A 21,129-nucleotide genomic window follows, 5' to 3' on the forward strand; every position below is an offset into this window, starting at 1 on the left:
GACCAGTGACTAGGGTACTTTGTCGATTGGCGGGTCAGTGGCAGGACGATTGGCCTGCCACTGACCGAGGCCTGCACTATGGCGACGGTTTGTTCGAAACCATGCGCCTGTCCGCTGGCCGTATTCCTTTATGGCCATTGCATCAGGCCCGGCTACAGGCCGGAATAACGGCGCTGCGCTTCCCGTCAGCCACCATGGACGACGTCTTGCAAGCACTGGCGACGCTGCCCGAGCCTCAACGGCTGGATCGTTACTCGGCGGTCAAACTGCTGCTGAGTCGTGGCACTGGGCCGCGAGGTTATGCCATCCCCGAACCGACAGCGATCAATCTGCAGCTGCACCTGTTTGATGCCCCCCAGTGGCGCTGGAGCGGGTTGTCGGCTGAGTGCCCTGGGTTGACCATTGGAGTGAACCCGGTACGGCTTGGGCGGCAGCCCCGGCTGGCCGGATTAAAACACCTGAATCGGCTTGAGCAGGTGTTGGCCCGGGCAGAATTCCAGCCAGGCTGGGATGAAAGCCTGATGCTGGACGATCAGGAACAGGTGATAGAAGGATGTTATTCCAATCTGATAATCCGTCGTGGTGGGCAATGGTTGACGCCGTCACTGGTGACATCCGGTGTCAATGGCGTGGTGCGGCAGTGGTTGCTGCAACAGCTGGATGTCACCGTCACTGGCTTGTCGCTGGATGACATCAAACAGGCCGATGCGCTGTTTATGAGCAACAGCCTGATGGGGATTGTGCCGGTGGCCCGAATGGACACGACAAGCTATGCCCCAACCTCTGAAGCATTGGATGTCATGCGGGCGTTGCAGACCAGACTGGAGAGTCTTTTTTGAAAAAAATATTGGCGTTGATCGCTACCTTGCCAGTACTGCTGCTGGCTTTGAGCCTGGCGGTCTGGACGTTACCTGCCAGCAATGATGACCTTGTCCGTATCGAGATCAAGGCGGGGGATACCCTGACTGGCAAAGCCCGACAATGGGAAGCCGATGGGTGGCTGCCTTCGGCCTTGCTGTTACGTATCCAGGCCCGAGTATTAAATAAACAACACTTGCGCGCCGGGGAGTACGATGTTCCGCCACAGCTGACTGGCCCGGAGTTGCTCGCCTGGCTTGAAACCGCCGAAGCGGTCACCTATCGGGTACGGCTGATTGAAGGCACCCGTCTGGTGGATGCATTGGCCAATATCGCCAGCGCCAACAAGCTCAAGCAGGATATCCAGCCACTGACGCCAGAACAGGTTGGGCAATATCTTGGTATTGATGGCAACCCCGAAGGCTGGTTGTATCCGGACACCTATGTTTATCCCAGTGGCGCATTAGCCTCTTCGGTCATTACCCAAGCCTACCAGCGTATGCAAAACCAGTTACAGGAGGCATGGAGCCAGCGAGACAAGGATCTGCCGTACAGTACGCCCTATCAGGCACTGGTGATGGCCTCGATTGTTGAAAAAGAAACCGCCGTGGCCTCCGAGCGTCCTCAAATAGCCGGTGTCTTTGTGCGGCGCTTGCGTAAAGGCATGCGACTGGAAACCGACCCCACGGTGATCTACGGCCTTGGAACGGACTTCTCCGGCAATCTGCGCAAACGCCATCTGCTGGATCGCAGCAACGTCTACAACACCTATCGCAACCATGGCTTGCCGCCCAGCCCGATCTCACTGGCCGGTCGGCAGGCACTGGATGCCGCACTGCACCCGGATGAGGGTGATGCCTTGTTCTTTGTGGCGCGCGGGGACGGCTCACACGTGTTCTCCGCGACGTTTGCGCAGCACAACAAGGCTGTGTACCAATACCAGATACGTAACCGCAAGGCGGATTACCGTTCAACGCCGGAACCGGCGGCACCTTCTTCACCCGCATCGCCTGACGCAGGAACACAACCATGACTTCAGCCAACACCCCGCCGCCACGCGGCAAATTCATTACCTTTGAAGGAGGGGAGGGTGTTGGTAAGACGACCAATGTCCAGTGGTGTGCCGACTGGCTGATGGAGCGCGGGCTGGAGGTAATGGTGACCAGAGAGCCTGGGGGGACACCGATTGCCGAGCTGATTCGCAACAAGTTGCTTAAAGCCCATCATGCCGAGTCCATGGTGCCAATGGCCGAGTTGCTGCTGGTGTTTGCTGCCCGGGTACAACATCTCGAAGCGGTTATTTTACCGGCGTTGTCACAGGGCACCTGGGTATTGTGTGACCGTTTTACGGATTCCACCATTGCCTATCAGGGGTTTGGTCGAGGTCTGGACCTGGGTAGTATCGAAACGCTCAAAAACCTGGCTCAGGGCACACTGGAACCAGACTGTACCTTGCTGCTTGATGCTCCTGTTGACGTTGGAATGGCACGGGCACGTGGTCGTACAGCCATCAGCGGTGAAGACATCGATCGCTTTGAAACAGAACAAATGGCTTTTTTTGAACGGGTAAGAGACGGCTTTCAAGCCCTGGCGGCGACCCAGACCCGTTTTGTTACTCTGGATGCCACTCAGTCACTGGATGATATTCAATCCGAGTTGGCGATTCGGCTCAGCCTGTTGAGTGGGCTATGAGCGATTCTCACTGGTCGCATGTTTATCCTTGGCAGTCCGACCTTTGGGATAGCCTGATCAAACGGCATCAGCAGCAGGGGTTGCCCCATGCACTGATGCTTACCGGTGTTGAAGGAATTGGCAAACACGCCCTGGCGCTGGAAACGGCGCGCTGGTTACTCTGTACCCGTCGGGTTGAACAGCATGCCAGTGTTGCTTGTGGCGAATGTCACAGCTGTCGCTTGTGGCAAGCAGGCAATCATCCGGATTTTATGGAATGCCAGCCAGAAGACGACAGTCGACAAATTCGTATCGACGGTGTGCGCAAACTCAACGAATTTCTGATGCAAACACCGCAAATCAGCCCGTGTCAGGTGGTCAGCCTGCATCCGGTGGAAGTCTTGAATGGCAACGCCGCCAACGCCTTGCTTAAAACCCTGGAAGAACCACCGGGTGAAAGCTTCCTGTTGCTCGAAACCGAGCGTCTTGGCTCGGTCATGCCGACCATTCGCAGCCGCTGCCAGCGTTTGACACTGGCGATACCATCGCCGCAGCAGTCCCTTGACTGGATGCAGGCCAACGGTTGTGACCCCTTGGTGGCTGAACAGGCGCTACGCATGAACCAGATGGCACCGATCGCGGCTCTGGCATGGGTACAACAACAACGCCATGAACAACATAACCACTGGTTGCAACAACTGCAGCAATGGTCCAACGGCAGCTTGCCACTCGATGCCATGGTTGCCATCTGGAAAAAAGACGAGCTGACCGGGATTCTGTCCTGGTTGGGGCAGCTGAGTGCTGATTTGATGCGGGCACATATGGGGGCCGATCACAGCCAGTTGCTGGAGCCTGCCATCTTGGGCTGCTTTGACGCATCTACTCTGCAGCCCGCAAAACTGATAGCCTTGCATGACCGGATCAACAGCACATTAGGGCAAATACAGTCCGGTGCCAGCTATTTTAATCGCCAGCTGTTGCTGGAATCATTGATGATCGAGTGGCAAACACTCGTAACCAACCCAGGGAGAGACTGATGGCCAATATGGGGCGTAGCGGTATTCTGACGCTGACCATCAAAGATAAGGCTGTTCTGTACGGTGCGTATATGCCGTTTCTCAAAGAAGGCGGCTTGTTTATTCCAACTAACCGCAGCTACAAGTTGGGTGATGAAGTCTTTTTGTTATTAAAGCTGATGGATGACCCGGAAAAACTGCCGGTGGCAGGCAAGGTTGTCTGGATTACACCGCAGGGAGCACAGGGAAATAAAACGGCCGGTATTGGCGTCCAGTTCTCTGGCGATAACACCATGGCACGGGACCGGATCGAAACCCATCTCGTCGGGGCGATGAAATCTGAACGCCTTACCCACACCATGTGATACCCATGTGCCTGGACACGCCCGGCCTGACCGGCCCTGTCTGTGGCGCGACACCCGTTCTGTCACGTCAAGCACTCTTCCGATCGCACGCGACCGGAAAGTGATGTATACGGAGTACGAACGTCGTCTGAACACTACAAGGTTTGTATATGTCTGATTCTGCTTTTCGTCACCTGAGTGCCACACCGGTTGAGTCGCTCAACCTGGTGGTTCACCACTATGAACACACCGGCACCGGGGCGGTCCATTACCACCTTGAGTCTGATCACGACGAAAAGGCCTTTATGGTCGCAGTCCGTACCATGCCGAAAGACTCCACCGGGGTCGCCCATATTCTTGAACATACGGTGCTGTGCGGCTCAGAAAAATTCCCGGTGCGTGATCCTTTCTTTATGATGACCCGGCGCTCGCTCAACACCTTTATGAACGCCATGACCAGCAGCGACTGGACCGCCTATCCGTTTGCTTCCCAGAACGACAAAGACTTCAATAATCTGCTTGATGTGTATCTTGACGCGGTGTTTTTCTCGCGACTGCATCCGCTCGATTTTGCCCAGGAAGGCCATCGTCTGGAACTGGAAGACCCGCAAGACCCGAACTCCAAGCTGGTCTTCAAGGGCGTGGTGTTCAATGAAATGAAAGGGGCCATGTCTTCACCGGTGTCACAACTGTGGCAAGGTATCAGTGCCTACCTGTTTCCAACCACCACCTACCACTTCAACAGCGGCGGTGATCCGGCTGAAATTACCCAGCTCAGCTACGAGCAGTTGATGAGCTTTTACAAAAGCCATTACCACCCCAGCAACGCGGTGTTTATGACGTTTGGCAATCTCGACGTTGACGCACTGCAAGCACGGCTTGAAAGCGAAGTCTTGTCCCGCTTTGAGCGGCAGACCCAGCGCTGGAGCGTACCCGCAGAACAACGTTATGCCGCGCCAGTTGCCGTACAGGAATACTACGGCGTTGACAGCGACGACCTCAGCGGTAAAACCCACCATGTCACCGGTTGGCTGCTGGGCTCTTCGGTTGATCTCGACGCCCAGCTGGAAGCCAACCTGCTCAGCCAGATTCTGCTCGATAACAGCGCTTCGCCATTACGCCGGGCGCTGGAACAAACCGAACTGGGTGGCTCACCATCGCCGCTGTGCGGGCTGGAAGAATCCAACCACGAAATGAGCTTTATGTGTGGCGTCGAAGGCAGTGAGCCGGAACACGGCCAAGCCATTGAAACCCTAATTCTCGACACCCTGCAACAGATCGCCACCGATGGCGTGGACGCTGACATTGTTGAATCCGCCTTGCACCAGCTGGAATTGCATCAGCGGGAAATCGGCGGCGATCATTACCCATACGGTCTGCAACTGGTGTTTAACGCCTTGCCCGCTGCGATCCACCATGGTGACCCGGTGGCAATGCTCAATCTGGATCCGGCGCTGGCCCGCTTGCGCGCCAACGCCAGCCAGCCAGGCTGGGTGCAGGCAACCGTGACCCGGTTGCTGCTCAACAACCGCCATCGGGTACGTTACAGCCTGTTGCCGGACGCCGGGCTGAATGCGGAAGCCAAACGACTGGAACAACAGCGACTGGATACCATTCGCGCCAACCTGACGGAACAACAGCTGCAAGCCATTCGCGACCAGGCGGAGGCGCTGCAACAACGCCAGGCGGCAGAAGACGATCCCGGCTTGCTGCCCCAGGTGACTCTCGAGGACGTCAAACCGGATATCCACTACGTTGCCCCCGATAATCATTACACCGACACACTGACAACCACTGAATATGTTACCGGCACCAACGGTATTCTTTACCAGCAACTGATTGTCGGCCTGCCAGCATTCAATGCAGAACAGCTCAGCTGGCTACCTATGTTTACCAATGCCTGGAGTGAAGTGGGCGCTGGCGGTAACGATTACCTCACCCAACAAATCAAGCAGACCGCACTGGTGGGGAGCCTGTCGAGCTACGCCTCTATCCGTGGTGATGTCGACAGCAATCAGCACCTGCACGGTCACCTGGTAATGAGCGGTAAGGCCTTGGGCAGTAAAGCAGAGGACTTCAGCGCGCTGATGAAAGAGACCTGGCAGACTCCGACTTTCGACGACAATGCCCGGTTACTGGATCTGATGACGCAAATGAAAGCCCGTCGCGAGCAAGGTGTGACCGGCAGTGGTCACAGCCTGGCGATGTCAGTCGCGGCGTCGACCTTGAACCCGGTCGCCAATATCACCAATATCATGACCGGTATGCCCCAGCTGGTTGAATTGAAACAACGACTGAAACAGGCACAACAAGACGGTGGCGCCTCGCTGTCGGCAGCACTGAACAGCCTGTACGCCTGTATTGCCAGCAGCCCGGATGAAGCCTTGCTGATTCACGACGCACCATATCGGGAAATCCACCTCGATGCACTGCAGCAACAGTGGCCCCAGACATCGGCCAGTACCCCCATCGACTTGCCCTGGACACCCGTTGCGAGCGCCAATTACTGGATGGTCGATTCCCAGGTCAATTTCTGCGCCTGGGCGTTGCCCACCGTCTCTATGGTGAACGAGGACGCCGCCGCCCTGTCGGTCTTGGCAGGTGTCATGCGCAACGCCTACCTGCACACCGCCATCAGGGAAAAAGGCGGTGCCTATGGTGCCGGTGCCACACAAGACAACAGCAGCAGCTGCTTCAAGTTCTACTCCTATCGCGATCCTCGGGTAGAAGGAACGTTTGATGATTTCGCGGCTTCTATCGACTGGGTGCTGGAACGTACCAACGGCGATGACCTGGTTGAGCAAGCAGTGCTGGGACTGATTGGCGGTATGGATCGCCCCGGCTCCCCGGCCGGAGAAGCCAAACAGGCATTCCATATGGATCGGGGTGGTCGCACCCGGGCTCTGCGTCAACAATACCGCGAGCGTCTTCTGTCTATTCGCTGGAGCGACGTTCAGCGGGTCGCCGCTACCTACCTGCAAGGGCAGGAGGGCAGCAAGGCAGTGATTGCGCCACGAGGCACACAGGATATTGCCGCGGCACTGGGCCTGACCGCACAAGACTTTTAGACCATCGGTTTTTAAGTCAGACTTTTCACTACCAACGCTTGAACTACACAACCAGTAGGTGTTTGCCACCTGCTGGTTGCTTTTTTTTACCCACTTTTAGAGCAACCTGATGACCATCTTGCTTTATCTCGCCCGTATTTTGCTTGTCGCCGTACTGGTTGTGGTGGTTTGGGCTTCGCTCAAACAAACCGGCAGTGCCATCGCCGGATCCGACAAAACTGCTCACTTCCTTGCGTATATGGCGTTGGCCGGACTGGGGCTGGCCAGCTTCCAGTTATTGCGCAATCAGGGATTGTTTATGCTGTTCTGTCTGGCACTGGGAGGCGCGATGGAACTGATTCAGGGACAGCTTCCCAGTCGAGTCATGGGCTGGGACGACATGCTGGCCAACAGCCTGGGCGTGCTGGCAGCGATTGTCGTGTATTGGCCTTTGAGGAAATGGATTGACCGGCTGCTGGGGCGGGGAGGAGCTACTGTTATTCGTGGTGAATAACGCCGATATGGCTTATTCACCGCCCTGTTAGTGAATTTTGGATGGCAACTGTTTCAATTCTGGCTGTTGCTATCACCCTTCTAGTTGCCAGACTGGTATCTGGATCGTAATGATATCGATCGAATTTTTCCTGTGGTTTGAGCTGGTGATGTTTAAGGTTTAAAAGTTTCCGCTGAGGACTTTTCTCCACTGCAGGCCATCATTTTTTAATTTTCTTCCGCGGTGTGGCTGATTTCCTGTGATCGTTTTGTTATCGAGACGTTGGTCTTCACCCCAAATAATTTGTATTGGCAGTTGCGTTCTGCTCCCAGTTTGCTCGTCAGATGACAAAGGCATCCATGCCGTGGCTACCGATGGCTTTATGATAAAGATTTTGGTTCATTGGTTTGCAGCCATGGCAGGGCGACAAGCAGCAGCAGGGTAATGGCGATTACGGGGAAGGTGATCAGGTTGAGTTCGTACCAGCCGTAGAGGTTGAATTGTCTGCCAGCACCAAGGGACGCGAGGGCGACGGTGCCAAATACCAGCAAGTCGTTGAGGGCTTGCACCTTGGATTTTTCTTCTGGTCGGTAGGTCTTGGTCAACAGGTTGGTTGCGCCAATAAAGCCGAAGTTCCAGCCTAAGCCAAGCAAGATTAACGATCCCCAGAAGTGCATCACTTCCATCCCGGACATGGCGGTAGCGGCGGAGGTGAACAGCAGCATCAGTCCCAGCGCGGTGATCCAGCGGGCACCGAAGCGGCTGATCAATCGGCCGGTAAAAAAGCTGGGAGCAAACATGGCGAGGATGTGCCATTGAATGCCGAGGGTGGCTGTGCCGCTACTATGACCTTCGTGCACCATGGCGATCGGGGCGGCAGTCATGATAAAGGACATTAGAGAGTAGGATACTGTACCTGCCAGGGCAGCAACGATAAATCCCGGGGTTTTGGCTATTTGCCATAAGGACCGGGTGTGCTCACTGATGTGGCGGCGGCGGGGTGGCGGTAATCGGAGTGATAGCAAAATGGGAATGGCGAAGAGTGCCAATACGCCCTGGGCAATAAAGCTGGCAGCGAAAGGGGCAGACTCCCAAAGGTTTTGGGTCCAATAAACGGTTTGTGGGCCAATAATGGCAGCTGCTAACCCGCCTAGCATAATCAGTGAGATCGCGTTGGCTTTATGGCTGTCAGGTACCAGGTCGGCGGCGGCAAAGCGGTAGTTTTGGACGCAGGCACCATAAAACCCGGTCAGTCCAAGTGCTGCACAAAAAAGCCAGAATGAGGTGTTGGCAATGGCGCTGGCGGCTAGTGCGGCGGCCACTACACACACTAAGGTCCCGATCAGGTAGGTGGCTTTGCGTCCGGTATTTTTCATTAACATGGCGACGGGGATCATGGCGAGGGCGACGCCGATGCCATACAGGCTGACCGGGAGTGTGGCCAGTGCGGGATCCGGGGTCAGCCGTTGGCCAACTAGGCCACCAATGGAGATGATGATCGGTGCTGAAGAGCCGCCCAGCGCCTGGGCTGAAAACAGTTTGCCTAGGTTGCGTTGAGTGAAGGCGTCCAGGGTTTTAAGCGACATACGGGTATCCAGTCTGGAAGGTGAAATCGGCCATGTTATGTTGGCGTTGCATTGGCCTGGGTTACCAAGACCTGGTCGCGCTTGGCACGACCTGGGTATTCCATTACCGGGTACGTTTGTGGGAAAGACGAACTAGCTCTTTTTAGTTATTGGTGGGGTTGTCGCCGTTCGGTTTTCACGTAGTTGTTTGATTTTGATTCTGCCTGGAATTGCCATAATGATATGCATCAAGGAATTTCCTTTATGTAGGGCAATCCTACAAATTTTTGTTGTGTAAATCGGGCAAGAATGATACGAGGTTGTGGCCAGATTGTCAGCCCTGGCATGGATTCTGTTGCTGTTATTGAGACAGGGTATCCACTTTTGCAGTCGGATGGTTGGCGTACAGTGAGGTAATGAGGGAGGACCAATAGGCGTTATCTTGTTCTGATGCAACGGTGTCGTGACCGATCCGACTGGATGGCTTGGCTGGACTTTGTTTGAATGCGCGGCCAGCGTGAATGTTGTGGTTGTCGGACATCAAAGTGGTGGCAGCCGCTATATTCTGTTTGTATCACTCACAGGTAATAACGAGAAATATTGTGCATAACATCCCTGAAGATGCCATCAGTTGGTTGAATTGGGCCGCGCTGGCCTGGTTTTTGTTCTGCTGGATTGTTTATGGGCGCTTTGCCAAGTACATGGCAAAGCGTACCGCTTCTCTGTCATCGGTGATGCATGTACACCGGATCAATTGGATGCGACGGCTGCTGATGCGAGAGGTAAGGGTCGGGGATGCGGCCTTGCTGGCCAACGTCGAACGGAATGTTAACTTTTTTGCGTCTTCCTGTGTGTTGGTGTTGGCGGGTTTGTTGACGGCTATGTCGGCGGTGAACGAAATTCAGGATGTCTTGCTGGAAATTTCTTTTGTTACCCCTGACAGTCTGTTGGCCATGGAATTGAAGGTCGGGGTCATGATTGGCGTATTTATTTATGCTTTCTTTACCTTTACCTGGTCGATGCGGCAGTTTGGTTTTGCTTCGGTCTTGATTGGGGCAGCACCGTTCCCTAATGACAAAACCGTAACGGCGGCCGAACGGCGCAGTTTTGCTATTTATGCTGCCAAGGTGATCGATCAGGCTGGCCACAGTTATAACAACGGCTTGCGAGCTTTTTATTTTTCGCTGGCGTTGTTGTTGTGGTTTGTCAATGTCTGGTTGTTTTTGGCCAGTGCCGCAACGGTGGTATTTATTCTGTATGAACGGGAGTTTTTATCCAGTTCATTAAAAGCATTAAAGATGGTTGAAAATGTTGGTGAAAAACTGACTCGGGATGACAAGGAATTGTCGAACTATTGATTCCTGTGGCCGAGTGGCTGATGAGTCGCTTATGATTCGGGTCCACTATTGATAAACGGATGGAATAATGCTGGATATACTTCTGGTTGCAGTGATTGCCGGTTTGCTGGGTTATGCCTTGCGTCGTGCGGGGGTTGGCAGTAAAGGGGCGGATGAAAATATCGCGCTGGGAGATGCCTTTCTGGCAAAGAACGGAGCGGAAGACGGCGTTGTCTCGACCGCCTCGGGTTTGCAATACAAGGTGTTAAAACCGGGTAATGGTGGTGAGCACCCAGCCGCCAGTAGCAAGGTAACAGTGCATTATCATGGTACCTTACTGAACGGTACTGTCTTTGATAGCTCGGTTGAGCGTGGAGAAACCATCAGTTTTCGTTTGAATCAGGTGATTCCTGGTTGGACGGAAGGTGTGCAGTTGATGACCGTTGGCCAGAAGAATATCTTTTATATCCCGTCAGAGCTGGGCTATGGCAAACGCCGTGCTGGCCGGATCGAACCGGGCAGCCTGCTGATATTCGAAGTGGAATTGCTCGGTATAGAGTAGGGATTGGTTCTGTCGGTGTTTTTGTCCTGTTCTTGTCAGCTCCATCTAAAGCAAAACCGGCTCGCCTGTATGGGCGAGCCGGTTTTGACCATCTATCAGACTATCAGACTATCAGACTATCAGGCTTTGTTTTGTGCTTCTGACTCAGCCGGTTTGCCCAGGCTTTTGTTCAGAACCATATAACCAAGGATGCCGGAAGCAATCGAGCCAATCAGAATCCCCAAGCGCTCATCGAAAGTGTTTTCGATACCGCCACCGTCCTCAAAGGCCAACGAGCCGATAAACAAACTCATGGTAAAGCCGACGCCACACAATGCGGCGGTGCCGTAGAGTGTTGTCCAGGAGACGTTGCTAGGCAGTTTGGTCCAACCGATCTTGATGGCCAGCCAGCAGAACGCAAAGATCCCTAGTTGTTTACCGATGAACAGGCCTGCGGCAATCCCGACCGGGATTGGGTGTAGCAGTTGATCCATGCCGATGCCGGTGAGGTTGAGGCCCGCGTTGGCAAAGGCAAAAACGGGTAAGATGAAGAACGCAACGACCGGGTGCAAGTCTTTTTCCAGTTGGTGGGCCGGTGAGTAACCAGGCTGGCGATCAAGTTTCATTGGTACGAACATCGCCAACATGATGCCCGACAGGGTGGCGTGTACACCGGATTTCAGCATCGAAACCCACATGATGGCTCCCAAGAGCATGTAGACACTTTTGGAGGCTACTTGAAGCCGGTTCACCATGAATAGTATCGGCAAGCACAAGGCGATGACGCTGAGTGCCGTCAGGGAAATGTTGTCGGTATAAAACACGGCGATAATGATAATGGCGCCAATATCGTCAAAGATGGCCAGAGATGTCAGGAATATCTTGATGCTGGTCGGGACGCGAGAGCCCAATAACATCAAAATACCGAGAGCAAAAGCAATATCCGTGGCTGCCGGGATAGCCCAACCCTGAATATCCAACTCATTTTTGTGATTGAACGCGATGTAGATCACCGCAGGTACGAACATGCCGCCCAAGGCACCGATGCCTGGCAAGACAACGTTGCGTTTGTCGCGTAATTCACCTTCGAGCCATTCGTATTTCAGCTCCAGACCTACCATAAAGAAGAAGATAGCCATCAGGCCATCGTTAATCCAAAGCAGCAGGGGTTTGGCAATATGCAGCGCGCCAATATGGACTTCTACCGGAGTGTCCAGTAGCAGATTGTAAAACGGTTCCAGTGGAGTATTGGCAAAGATGATCGCCATCAGTGCGGCAAACATCAGCAACAGACCGCTGGCGGATTCCATCTTGAAAAAACTGTTCAAGCTGTTCAGTGATTTCGGCAAGAGTGAGGATATGTTCATAGGTAATGAATAGGCTTCCTGTCGTTCAGAGGTGTCTACATTATCATTTTGCTTGTCTGTCGGGCCAGCATGATCGGATATAAATATTCGATCTGGAAGGAGTTTTTACGTTGGATTTGATTTCTTGTAAATTTGAATAATCAACTGTTAATTCAGGGGTTTAGCGGATTAAGTCAAGCTGGGTTAATATGTCATCTTTGTACGATCCACCGAAGGTGTTGGCGGGTTGGAATATTACAGATTTTGGAATTGTCATTATGCTTACCGAAAAAATCCGCAACAGGGAAAGTGGCATCGTGTTGTACGGCATCGTGCCACCGAAAAAAGGTACGGAGCCAGCCCGGATTGCAGAGATCGCTGAGCTGCAAATCCAGCGCATGCAGTCATTGCCTATCGATGGTCTGGTGCTGTACGACATTCAGGACGAAGAATCACGAACCGCCGAGAAGCGGCCTTTTCCGTTTATCGAAACCCTGGATTGTTTTGACTACAGCCGCCAACAGCTGGCAGCGCTGACCGTACCCAAAATCATTTATCGCGCCGCTGGCAAGTATCCAGGCGAGCAATTGAGTGCGTTTCTCCAGCAGGTCTCTGCGACAGATAATCTGACTGTCTTTGTTGGTGCTGCCTCAAAAGACCAGTCGGTCACCATGACCATGTCTGAAGCTTACCAGTTAAAGCAGCAGGTTCGGCCGGATGTCCTGCTGGGAGGTGTGATGATTCCTGAGCGCCATCGGGCCAAGGGTGATGAGCATCTGCGTGTTTTTGAAAAGATTCGCCAGGGCTGTTCGTTTTTTATCTCCCAGGGGGTTTACGACTTGCAGGCATCGAAGGATTTTTTGTCTGACTATTATTACGCTGGTAAAGCCCAGGGAATCGATCTGGTGCCGGTAATCTTTACCTTGACGCCCTGTGGGTCTGTGCAGACGCTGAATTTCATGAAATGGCTGGGGATCAGTATTCCACGCTGGCTGGAGAATGAGCTGCTGCACGCTCACGATATTCTTGAGCAATCGGTCAATTATTCTGAAGCTAACTGGCGCGAGCTCAAGGCTTTTGCGGATACTCTGGGGGTGCCGGTGGGATGCAATATCGAAAGTGTTGCTGTACGCAAGGTCGAAGTAGAAGCGGCTATTGAGTTACTGAACCGGGTGTCGCGACCGGCTCCGTCCGTATCCTGAGCTGGTTCTGCCCTGATGCCATTTGAGTTGACTCATTCGTACCCTGAGAGCTGGTTCTGTCCGCTGAACCAGCTCTGTCGATGACGCCGAAGCTGACCGGTTCGCCGATGAATCCGGAGTGGCCTTGTGTAAGAGCTTAGCGTTGGGGATCGATAGGGGTGACAGGAGGTCTGGAATTGGGTTGATCCTGCGTTGTAGCTGGAATCACGGAGCTTGCTTTGTTGGTCGGCTGGCGAGGGCCAAAACGAGGGGCAGGCAGGCTAGGGGTTCGAAGAGCACGATGCGCCTGAAGTCGAGAATTGGGTTTGGTCATGTCGATTCCTGTTCAGTCTGGATGGGGCCAGGCTCTGTCAATGAACCTTGGTTCGGTTGTTAAACACCGGATAACCAATGCGAACATTGCGATGTCTGCTGTTACTGATGTGGTTGTTTTTCCGGTCTGCTTTGCCTCATCCGTGGGCCGTTGGGCATCCTGTCAGCGCCCCAGTCTATCATAGTTGAGCACTCTATAATTAGGGTTTGCCGCGACAGCTTGCCTGATAACGGCTTTCTGCCGGTGAATCAATCGCCATTGACTGCATGGATTTCAGCGTGGTCTCTGCCGGATGCCTGCCAGGAATCACCGTGTGCGATGTTGCCTGGTGGGGTTGCATAAACGCTATTTGTGACTGGGTTGAAGGTATTAGAGGGTATTAAATGCCTGTCAATCTTTATTTTTTCTGGCTTTGTCGTTATGGTCGAAAGCCAAATATGACCTGTTCGGGACAGAAATTATCATGGAAAAACTCTGGTTGGCGGTGCTGTTGGTATTGGGGTCAACATTGACGATGGCGGACACCATTTTTGTGGATGTGCGTACTGATGAAGAATATCAGCAGGATCATCTCACCGGTGCTGCCCATATTCCTTTTCAGCAAATAGCCGAAAGAATAGGCCAGTTGCAGCTGCAGAAAGATGATCAGGTTGTGCTGTACTGTCGTTCCGGGCGTCGCGCCAGTATTGCTGCCGATACCCTGGATGGTATGGGATTTACTAATATCAAGAATATCAAGACATTGAGCAGTGCCCGGGCATACCGGAGCGAATTGCTCGACAAGCCTTGAGTCGATGGCTGGCAGCTGCATGTAGTCTTTTACAATGAATTCACCTTCGACTGCCAAGCGACCTGCCAAGCCACCGACGAATGCTGCACTGCAGCTGTTGGTGGCTTTTGTGGTTGCCTGTTTATGTCTGCTCGACAAAGGCGAGAGCTTGCTCCATGACTTCCGGTCCAGAGCCTTTTTTGTAGGCATTTTCACTAAGATGTCGGCGATATAAACGAGCACCTTTCTGGGCATTGAACAGCCCCAGTGTGTGGCGGCTGATATGGCTTAATGTGGCGCCGAGGCTGAGTTGCTCTTCAATATACGGGTAGAGGCTGCGAATAATGTCCGCTTTTGACATCGGGCCGGTGCTGTCGGGTGTTGTGTCGAAATACAAGCGGTCAACGTCCAGCAAAATGCCAGGGTTCTGGTAAGCCTCCCGGCCAATCATGACACCATCGATATGTTGCAGGCTCTGTAACGACTCATCGTGGGTTTTCAAACCGCCGTTTAACAGAATATCCAGATGCGGAAATTCCTGCTTCAGGCGATAAACATAGTCGTATTTCAGTGGCGGCACTTCGCGGTTTTCCTTGGGGGAAAGCCCCTGCAAAACCGCTTTGCGGGCGTGCACAATAAACACCTCACAGCCTGCTTCGGCGACGGTGGCGACAAAGTCGCGCATATGGTCATAGCTGTCCTGATCGTCGATACCGATTCGGTGTTTGACTGTGACCGGAATGGAGCAGTGGTCTTGCATGGCCTTGACGCAGTCGGCGACCAGTTGCGGATGACCCATCAGGCAAGCGCCAATCATGTTGTTCTGTACCCGGTCGCTGGGGCAGCCGACATTCAGGTTCACTTCATCGTAACCCCAGTCTTCAGCAAAACGAGCGCATTGGGCCAGCTCGTCCGGATTGCTGCCGCCCAATTGCAAGGCAATCGGGTGCTCGATGTCGTTGTACTGTAAAAAGCGTTCACGGTTGCCATGAATCAGGGCGCCGGTAGTAACCATCTCGGTGTACAACAGTGCTTGTCTGGACAGGTGGCGCCAGAAATAACGGCAATGACGATCGGACCAGTCCATCATCGGGGCGGTGCTGAAGCGGCGATTCAGTGTCCTCATTCGCTGTTGCCCGGTCGTGATAATTGCGCCAGGGCGTTGAGGTATTGTTTACGGCGCAGTAGCAGATGCCAGCGGCGTCCGCCTACCTGGCGCCAAAGGATGGCTGCCCGGATGCCAGATAACAGCAGCGCCCGTACCTTGTTGGCGGTGTGTTCGTTTTGCAGGTGCATCGGGTCACCGGTGACATGAATGCGGAAGCTGAGGTTGCTGAGGGTTTGCTTGTAGAGCTCGGCCAGAGCGGAAATGGTGTTTTCGTGGCTGATGGAAAAGTGATCCACCTGGCGAGATGCTTGCTGGATGCCATTGCCGAGCGCTGCAATCATATCGTGGTTGCGGCGCAGTTTGCTTTCCAGGTGCAATATGGCGACGGTGTAGCGGGTGATATCGGGGCTGAGGCTGTCTCCCTTGCCGGATGCCAGCGTTTGCAGGGTGTTGATGCCGAGCTGCAGGCTGTGGCTGGGGTCGCCGTAGATGTCATCAAATGACTCCGGATTCTGTTCAAACAGACTGGCCAGGAGTGGCGTAGCATCGCTGATGGAGGTATCTCCGGTACGAGCCAGCTGCTCTACCAGAGTGGCGGCCTGAACGACGGCGGCAATGGCAATGGCTTGCTGACGGCGGTCAGTCATGTTGGTTCCCTGCTGTGACGGATGAGTCATTAGTGGATGGTTGATTGCTGGTGGTTTCAATAACGCCGCCGCCGAGGCAAACGTCATCCAGATAAAAAACCACCGATTGCCCCGGTGTGATGGCGCGTTGTGGCTGTTCGAAAATCACCCGGTAGCCCGTCTGACCATCGACGGTGTCTTGTCGTTCAATCACGCAGTGCTGGTCACTCTGGCGATAACGGACTTTGGCGGTGCAGTGTAAGGGCAACTTGGCCGGTTCCTGATTTACCCAGAAAATAGCACCGGTGGTGAGTGTGTCGGTAAACAGCAGCGGGTGGTTTTTACCCTGTACGGCAATCAGAACGTTATGTTCCAGGTCTTTGCCGGCGACAAACCAGGGTTGGTCCGGATGGTTGGCCAGCCCGCCAATACCCAGTCCCTGGCGTTGACCCAGGGTGTGGTACATCAACCCCTGGTGCTCACCAATGTCTTCGCCTTCCGGGGTTTTGATGCGGCCGGGTTGGGCTGGCAGGTATTGTTTGAGAAAATCACGAAAACGCCGTTCACCGATAAAGCAGATGCCGGTCGAGTCTTTTTTGTTGGCGGTGACCAGTCCGTTGGCTTCGGCAATCTTGCGGACTTCAGGTTTCTCCAGCTCGCCAACGGGAAATAATGTCTGGGCGATTTCTTCACCGCCGACCGCGTGCAGAAAATAGCTCTGGTCTTTGTTGGGATCGAGCCCCTTGAGCAGCTCGGTCTGGCCGGATGAAGTGTCGCGTCGGCGAACATAATGCCCGGTGGCGATCAGGTCAGCCCCCAGCACTTTGGCGTATTCCAGGAAGGCTTTGAACTTGATTTCGCGGTTGCAGAGGATGTCTGGATTCGGGGTGCGGCCAGCCTTGTATTCCGCGAGGAAGTATTCGAAGACATTGTCCCAGTATTCGGCGGCAAAGTTGGCCTGGTGCAAGGGAATGTCCAGCGCATCGCAGACTTGTTGGGCATCAGCGAGATCGTCTTTGGCGGTGCAGTATTCGGTGCCGTCGTCTTCGTCCCAGTTTTTCATAAACAGGCCTTCGACCTGATACCCCTGTTGCTGTAACAGCCAGGCGGAAACGGACGAGTCAACACCGCCGGACATGCCAACGATGACTTTGGTGTTCTGGTTTGGCATCTTACGGGTGCTCAACGATTGCGTTTAACGGGAATTGTTTGCCACTGAGGTAGTCTTCGACGCAGCTCAGAACCATGGCACTACGGAGATTGGGGCAGTGGCGTAATTCTTCAATGGTCATCCAGCGGGGGCCAATGATGCCATCGTCAAGCGGGCTGTCTGGCAAAAAGCGGTCGGCTTTGGCACTGAAGCAGTAGCGATGGTAGGTCACGCCATTGGCCGGAGCGGTGTAGGTGTAAAGGCCAATCAGTGCGGTCGGGGTGACTTGCCAGCCGCTTTCTTCAAGGGTTTCCCGGATGGCGGCATCGATAATGGTTTCATGCTGTTCAATATGCCCGGCGGGCTGGTTGATCACGGTTTTTCCGGCGCTGATTTCTTCAACCATCAGAAAACGTTGATCTTGCTCAACAATGGTGGCAACGGTAGCGTGGGGTGTCCAGCGATTAGGCATGATGGCTCCAGATAACAACGAGAGAGAATAATAAACGATAGTGACAGCAAAACCCAAAAATGACGTTGAGCTGACCAATGAGGGGAGGGAAGTAGCTGTTTTTCCAATATTGTCCGGGAAAAACAGTTATTCCTGATTGATCGTTATCGGCGGCGTGTTCCTGCGGATTTTCCCGCCCTGGAAGTCCGGCCAGAAACGGTACGGCGATTATTTTTGGGCCGTTCAGAGGGTTGTGGCATATGCACGGTTTCAACCCGGAACTCTCCGGGCGCCAGGTTGTTCAGAGTCCAGTTACCGATGGCGGTTCGGACCAGTCGCAAGGTTGGGTGGCCAATGTGGGCTGTCATGCGTCGCACCTGGCGGTTGCGGCCTTCCTTGATGCGTATTTCGAGCCAGCTGGTGACGTCGTTGGCGCGCTGTCGAATGGGCGGATGCCTTGGCCAGAGCCGGGGTTCGGCAATCCTGGCCACTTGGGCAGGGCGTGTCGGGCCGTCTTTCAATGTGACGCCCTGGCGTAGTTGTTCGAGTGCTTTTTGATCAGGAATACCTTCAACCTGGACCCAATAAGTCTTCTCCATTTTTTGTGCCGGATGAGCAATTCTGGCCTGGAGTTGACCGTTGTCAGTAAGCAAAAGCAGGCCTTCGGAGTCATAATCCAAACGGCCCGCGGGGTAGACTTTTGGGATGTCGACTAAAGTAGCTAGGGTTTTTCGTCCTTCAGTATCGGTAAACTGGGAGAGGACGTTAAAAGGTTTGTTGACAAGGATAAGCAGGGCCATATGAGCTCATTGTTCTGTAGGAAAACTACTTAACTAAATAGTCTAGCTTGCATTTTTTGTAGAAAAACTACAAATTATGCGCCGTTTTCACGATCGAAATGCTACCGGAGTAGGTGGTGTTTCAGCGAGTCTAGGCAATCCCTTGACTTGTTTTATCATTTGTCTGCGGGTTTCTACCTCAGCATAACTACCACAAGTGGTTATCAGGAAATCCGAGCGCTATAGCAATTTCAGCTCACACAACAGGAGTAAGAATGTCTATTAATAATCCTACGATCATCTACACCGACACTGACGAGGCTCCGGCTCTCGCGACCTATTCCTTACTCCCAATCGTTAAAGCCTTTGCAGGGCAGACTGGTATCAATGTAGAGACTCGGGATATTTCTCTCGCAGCTCGTATTATTTGTCAGTTTCCAGAATACCTGACCGAAGAGCAACGCCAGGCGGATGAATTGGCCTTTTTGGGTAAGTTGGCGAAACAACCAGAAGCCAACATCATCAAGCTGCCGAACATCAGTGCTTCGATCCCTCAATTGGAAGCTACCGTTAAGGAACTGCAATCCAAAGGTTACAAGCTGCCTGACTATCCGGCTAACCCGGTGACTGATGAAGAAAAAGACATCCGTAGCCGTTACGACCGCGTCAAAGGCAGTGCAGTTAACCCGGTGCTGCGTGAAGGTAACTCTGACCGTCGTGCTCCAGAATCTGTCAAGGCTTATGCTCGTGCCAACCCACACTCCATGGGTGAGTGGAGCAAAGAATCCAAATCCAATGTTGCTTTCATGGAAGACGGTGATTTTTACGGCAGTGAAAAATCCGTTACCTTGCCGGCTGCTACCGACGTTCGTATTGAGCTGGTGAATGAAGCGGGCGAAACCGTTGTCTTGAAAGAAAAGCTGTCGTTGTTGGCTGATGAAGTCATCGACGGGTCCAGTATGAGTGTTGCCAAGCTGCGTGAATTCTACGAGCAATCAGCCGAAAAGGCGAAAGCAGAGGATGTACTGCTGTCCTTGCACCTGAAAGCCACCATGATGAAGGTATCTGACCCGATCATGTTTGGCCACGCGGTAGAGGTGTATTACAAAGACGTATTTGCCAAATACGCTGACACCTTCGAAAAACTGGGTGTGGATGTGAAAAATGGTCTGGGTGATGTGTATGCCAAGATCAAATCCCTGCCAGATGCAGAGCGTGAAGCGATTGAAGCGGATATCGCTGCTGTTTATGAGTCCCGTGCTGACCTGGCTATGGTGAACTCGGACAAGGGCATCACCAACCTGCACGTACCAAACGATGTGATCGTGGATGCATCCATGCCGGCGATGATCCGTTCTTCCGGTAAAATGTGGGGTGCTGATGGCAAACTGCATGATTCCCTGGCCATGATTCCAGACCGTTGTTATGCCGGTGTCTATCAGGAAGCGATTGATTTCTGTCGTGAAAACGGTGCTTTTGATCCGCGCACCATGGGTACCGTACCGAATGTGGGGCTGATGGCCCAGAAAGCAGAAGAATACGGTTCACACGATAAAACCTTTGAAATCCCTGCTGCTGGTACCGTACGCGTCACTGATGCCGCGGGTACTGTGTTGATGGAACATGCGGTTGAGTCTGGTGATATCTGGCGTATGTGTCAGGCCAAGGATGCACCGATTCAGGATTGGGTGAAGCTGGCGGTTAGCCGTGCTCGCGCTACTGGCTGGCCAACCATCTTTTGGCTGGATCCTGAGCGTGCCCACGATGCTGAGCTGATCAAGAAGGTAAATGCCTACCTGCCGCAGCACGACACCGAGGGTTTGGATATTCGTATCATGACTCCAGTGGAAGCGACTCACTTCTCGCTGGAACGCATGAAGAAAGGTGAAAACACCATTTCTGTTACCGGTAATGTTCTGCGTGATTACCTGACTGACCTGTTCCCGATTCTGGAACTGGGTACGTCTGCCAAGATGTTGTCCATTGTGCCGCTGATGAGCGGTGGTGGCTTGTTTGAAACCGGTGCTGGTGGTTCCGCACCAAAGCACGTTGAGCAGCTGATCAACGAGAACTACCTGCGCTGGGATTCGCTGGGCGAATTTATGGCACTGGCAGCCTCTCTGGAGCATCTGTCTGAATTTGCTGATCTGCCTAAAGCCAATGTATTGGCCAAGGCGCTGGATTCTGCAACCGGTAAATTCCTGGTTGAAAACAAGTCGCCTGCTCGTAAGGTCGGCGGTCTGGATAACCGTGGTAGTCATTTCTACCTGGCCATGTACTGGGCTGAGGCGTTATCCACTCAGGATGAAGACGCTGAGCTGAAAGAAATCTTTGCCCCGGTTTACGCCGCCATGGCTGAAAACGAAGACAAAATTGTTGCTGAGTTGGCGGCAGTTCAGGGCAAACCGGTAGATCTTGGTGGTTACTACAAGGTCGACAAAGAGCTGGTTAAAACCATTATGCGTCCTAGTGCAACACTGAACGAAATAGTGGATGGTCTGGCCAAGTAATTG

At 53.4% G+C, this 21,129-nt stretch carries 19 protein-coding genes; 12 read left to right on the forward strand and 7 right to left on the reverse strand.

Going from position 1 to position 21,129, the window contains the following annotated elements:
• Positions 1–5 precede the first annotated feature (5 nt).
• From pabC to Q8W22_RS06775, 7 genes are all read left to right on the forward strand, one after another.
• Complete coding sequence (gene pabC, locus Q8W22_RS06745) at positions 6–839, forward strand: aminodeoxychorismate lyase (RefSeq protein WP_305451893.1); 834 nt, start codon at positions 6–8, stop codon at positions 837–839.
• The gene (mltG, locus tag Q8W22_RS06750; RefSeq protein ID WP_305413378.1) at positions 836–1,891 is read left to right on the forward strand and encodes an endolytic transglycosylase MltG; all 1,056 of its coding nucleotides are present in this window, start codon (positions 836–838) and stop codon (positions 1,889–1,891) included. Before pabC ends, mltG begins: the two co-directional genes overlap by 4 nt.
• The gene (tmk, locus tag Q8W22_RS06755; RefSeq protein WP_303431485.1) at positions 1,888–2,550 is read left to right on the forward strand and encodes a dTMP kinase; all 663 of its coding nucleotides are present in this window, start codon (positions 1,888–1,890) and stop codon (positions 2,548–2,550) included. Before mltG ends, tmk begins: the two co-directional genes overlap by 4 nt.
• Positions 2,547–3,566 (forward strand): DNA polymerase III subunit delta', encoded by a 1,020-nt coding sequence (gene holB, locus Q8W22_RS06760; protein ID WP_305451894.1) that lies wholly within the window; start codon positions 2,547–2,549, stop codon positions 3,564–3,566. Before tmk ends, holB begins: the two co-directional genes overlap by 4 nt.
• Positions 3,566–3,910: a PilZ domain-containing protein gene (locus Q8W22_RS06765; RefSeq protein ID WP_303431488.1), complete on the forward strand. Its 345-nt coding sequence runs from the start codon at positions 3,566–3,568 to the stop codon at positions 3,908–3,910. Before holB ends, Q8W22_RS06765 begins: the two co-directional genes overlap by 1 nt.
• Before the next feature lie 149 nt (positions 3,911–4,059).
• Entirely contained in the window at positions 4,060–6,957 is a 2,898-nt protein-coding gene (locus Q8W22_RS06770) for an insulinase family protein (protein WP_305451895.1), read from the forward strand.
• Positions 6,958–7,066: 109 nt separating this feature from the next.
• A complete protein-coding gene (locus Q8W22_RS06775) occupies positions 7,067–7,450 on the forward strand; it encodes a VanZ family protein (protein ID WP_305413371.1) in 384 nt (127 codons plus the stop codon).
• A 359-nt stretch (positions 7,451–7,809) separates the two neighbouring features.
• Here Q8W22_RS06775 and Q8W22_RS06780 read toward each other — a convergent pair whose 3' ends face one another.
• A complete protein-coding gene (locus Q8W22_RS06780) occupies positions 7,810–9,015 on the reverse strand; it encodes an MFS transporter (RefSeq protein ID WP_305451896.1) in 1,206 nt (401 codons plus the stop codon).
• 581 nt (positions 9,016–9,596) lie between these two features.
• On the opposite strand from Q8W22_RS06780, the gene Q8W22_RS06785 reads away from it, so the two are divergent.
• On the forward strand, positions 9,597–10,352 hold the full coding sequence (locus Q8W22_RS06785; protein ID WP_305451897.1) for a DUF599 domain-containing protein: 756 nt from the start codon (positions 9,597–9,599) through the stop codon (positions 10,350–10,352).
• Between the two features lie 67 nt (positions 10,353–10,419).
• A complete protein-coding gene (locus Q8W22_RS06790) occupies positions 10,420–10,893 on the forward strand; it encodes an FKBP-type peptidyl-prolyl cis-trans isomerase (protein WP_303431507.1) in 474 nt (157 codons plus the stop codon).
• A gap of 119 nt (positions 10,894–11,012) precedes the next feature.
• On the opposite strand, the gene nhaA is transcribed toward Q8W22_RS06790, so the two are convergent.
• Positions 11,013–12,239 (reverse strand): Na+/H+ antiporter NhaA, encoded by a 1,227-nt coding sequence (gene nhaA / locus Q8W22_RS06795; protein WP_305451898.1) that lies wholly within the window; start codon positions 12,237–12,239, stop codon positions 11,013–11,015.
• Between the two features lie 257 nt (positions 12,240–12,496).
• Between nhaA and Q8W22_RS06800 the strand changes: the two genes are divergently transcribed.
• Together Q8W22_RS06800 and Q8W22_RS06805 are read left to right on the forward strand one after the other, a co-directional pair.
• Positions 12,497–13,420, forward strand: coding sequence for a methylenetetrahydrofolate reductase (locus Q8W22_RS06800; RefSeq protein ID WP_305451899.1), 924 nt, complete (start codon positions 12,497–12,499; stop codon positions 13,418–13,420).
• A 776-nt stretch (positions 13,421–14,196) separates the two neighbouring features.
• A complete protein-coding gene (locus Q8W22_RS06805) occupies positions 14,197–14,523 on the forward strand; it encodes a rhodanese-like domain-containing protein (protein ID WP_305451900.1) in 327 nt (108 codons plus the stop codon).
• A 121-nt stretch (positions 14,524–14,644) separates the two neighbouring features.
• Here the strand turns inward: Q8W22_RS06805 and dusA are convergent, their stop codons facing one another.
• The 5 genes from dusA to Q8W22_RS06830 form a co-directional block, all read right to left on the reverse strand.
• Positions 14,645–15,628 (reverse strand): tRNA dihydrouridine(20/20a) synthase DusA, encoded by a 984-nt coding sequence (gene dusA / locus Q8W22_RS06810; RefSeq protein WP_303431512.1) that lies wholly within the window; start codon positions 15,626–15,628, stop codon positions 14,645–14,647.
• A complete protein-coding gene (gene hflD / locus Q8W22_RS06815; protein WP_305451901.1) occupies positions 15,625–16,257 on the reverse strand; it encodes a high frequency lysogenization protein HflD in 633 nt (210 codons plus the stop codon). Before hflD ends, dusA begins: the two co-directional genes overlap by 4 nt.
• Positions 16,250–17,407 (reverse strand): tRNA 2-thiouridine(34) synthase MnmA, encoded by a 1,158-nt coding sequence (gene mnmA, locus Q8W22_RS06820; protein ID WP_303431514.1) that lies wholly within the window; start codon positions 17,405–17,407, stop codon positions 16,250–16,252. Before mnmA ends, hflD begins: the two co-directional genes overlap by 8 nt.
• A 1-nt stretch (position 17,408) precedes the next feature.
• Positions 17,409–17,858, reverse strand: a complete 450-nt coding sequence (locus tag Q8W22_RS06825; protein WP_303431515.1) for an NUDIX hydrolase — start codon at positions 17,856–17,858, stop codon at positions 17,409–17,411.
• 143 nt (positions 17,859–18,001) lie between these two features.
• Positions 18,002–18,637: a pseudouridine synthase gene (locus tag Q8W22_RS06830; RefSeq protein ID WP_305451902.1), complete on the reverse strand. Its 636-nt coding sequence runs from the start codon at positions 18,635–18,637 to the stop codon at positions 18,002–18,004.
• Between the two features lie 254 nt (positions 18,638–18,891).
• Between Q8W22_RS06830 and Q8W22_RS06835 the strand changes: the two genes are divergently transcribed.
• Complete coding sequence (locus Q8W22_RS06835; RefSeq protein ID WP_305451903.1) at positions 18,892–21,126, forward strand: NADP-dependent isocitrate dehydrogenase; 2,235 nt, start codon at positions 18,892–18,894, stop codon at positions 21,124–21,126.
• Positions 21,127–21,129 lie beyond the last annotated feature (3 nt).

The sequence above is a fragment of the Oceanobacter sp. 1_MG-2023 genome (assembly GCF_030689025.1).
In the GTDB taxonomy this organism is placed as follows: Bacteria; Pseudomonadota; Gammaproteobacteria; order Pseudomonadales; family Oceanobacteraceae; genus Oceanobacter.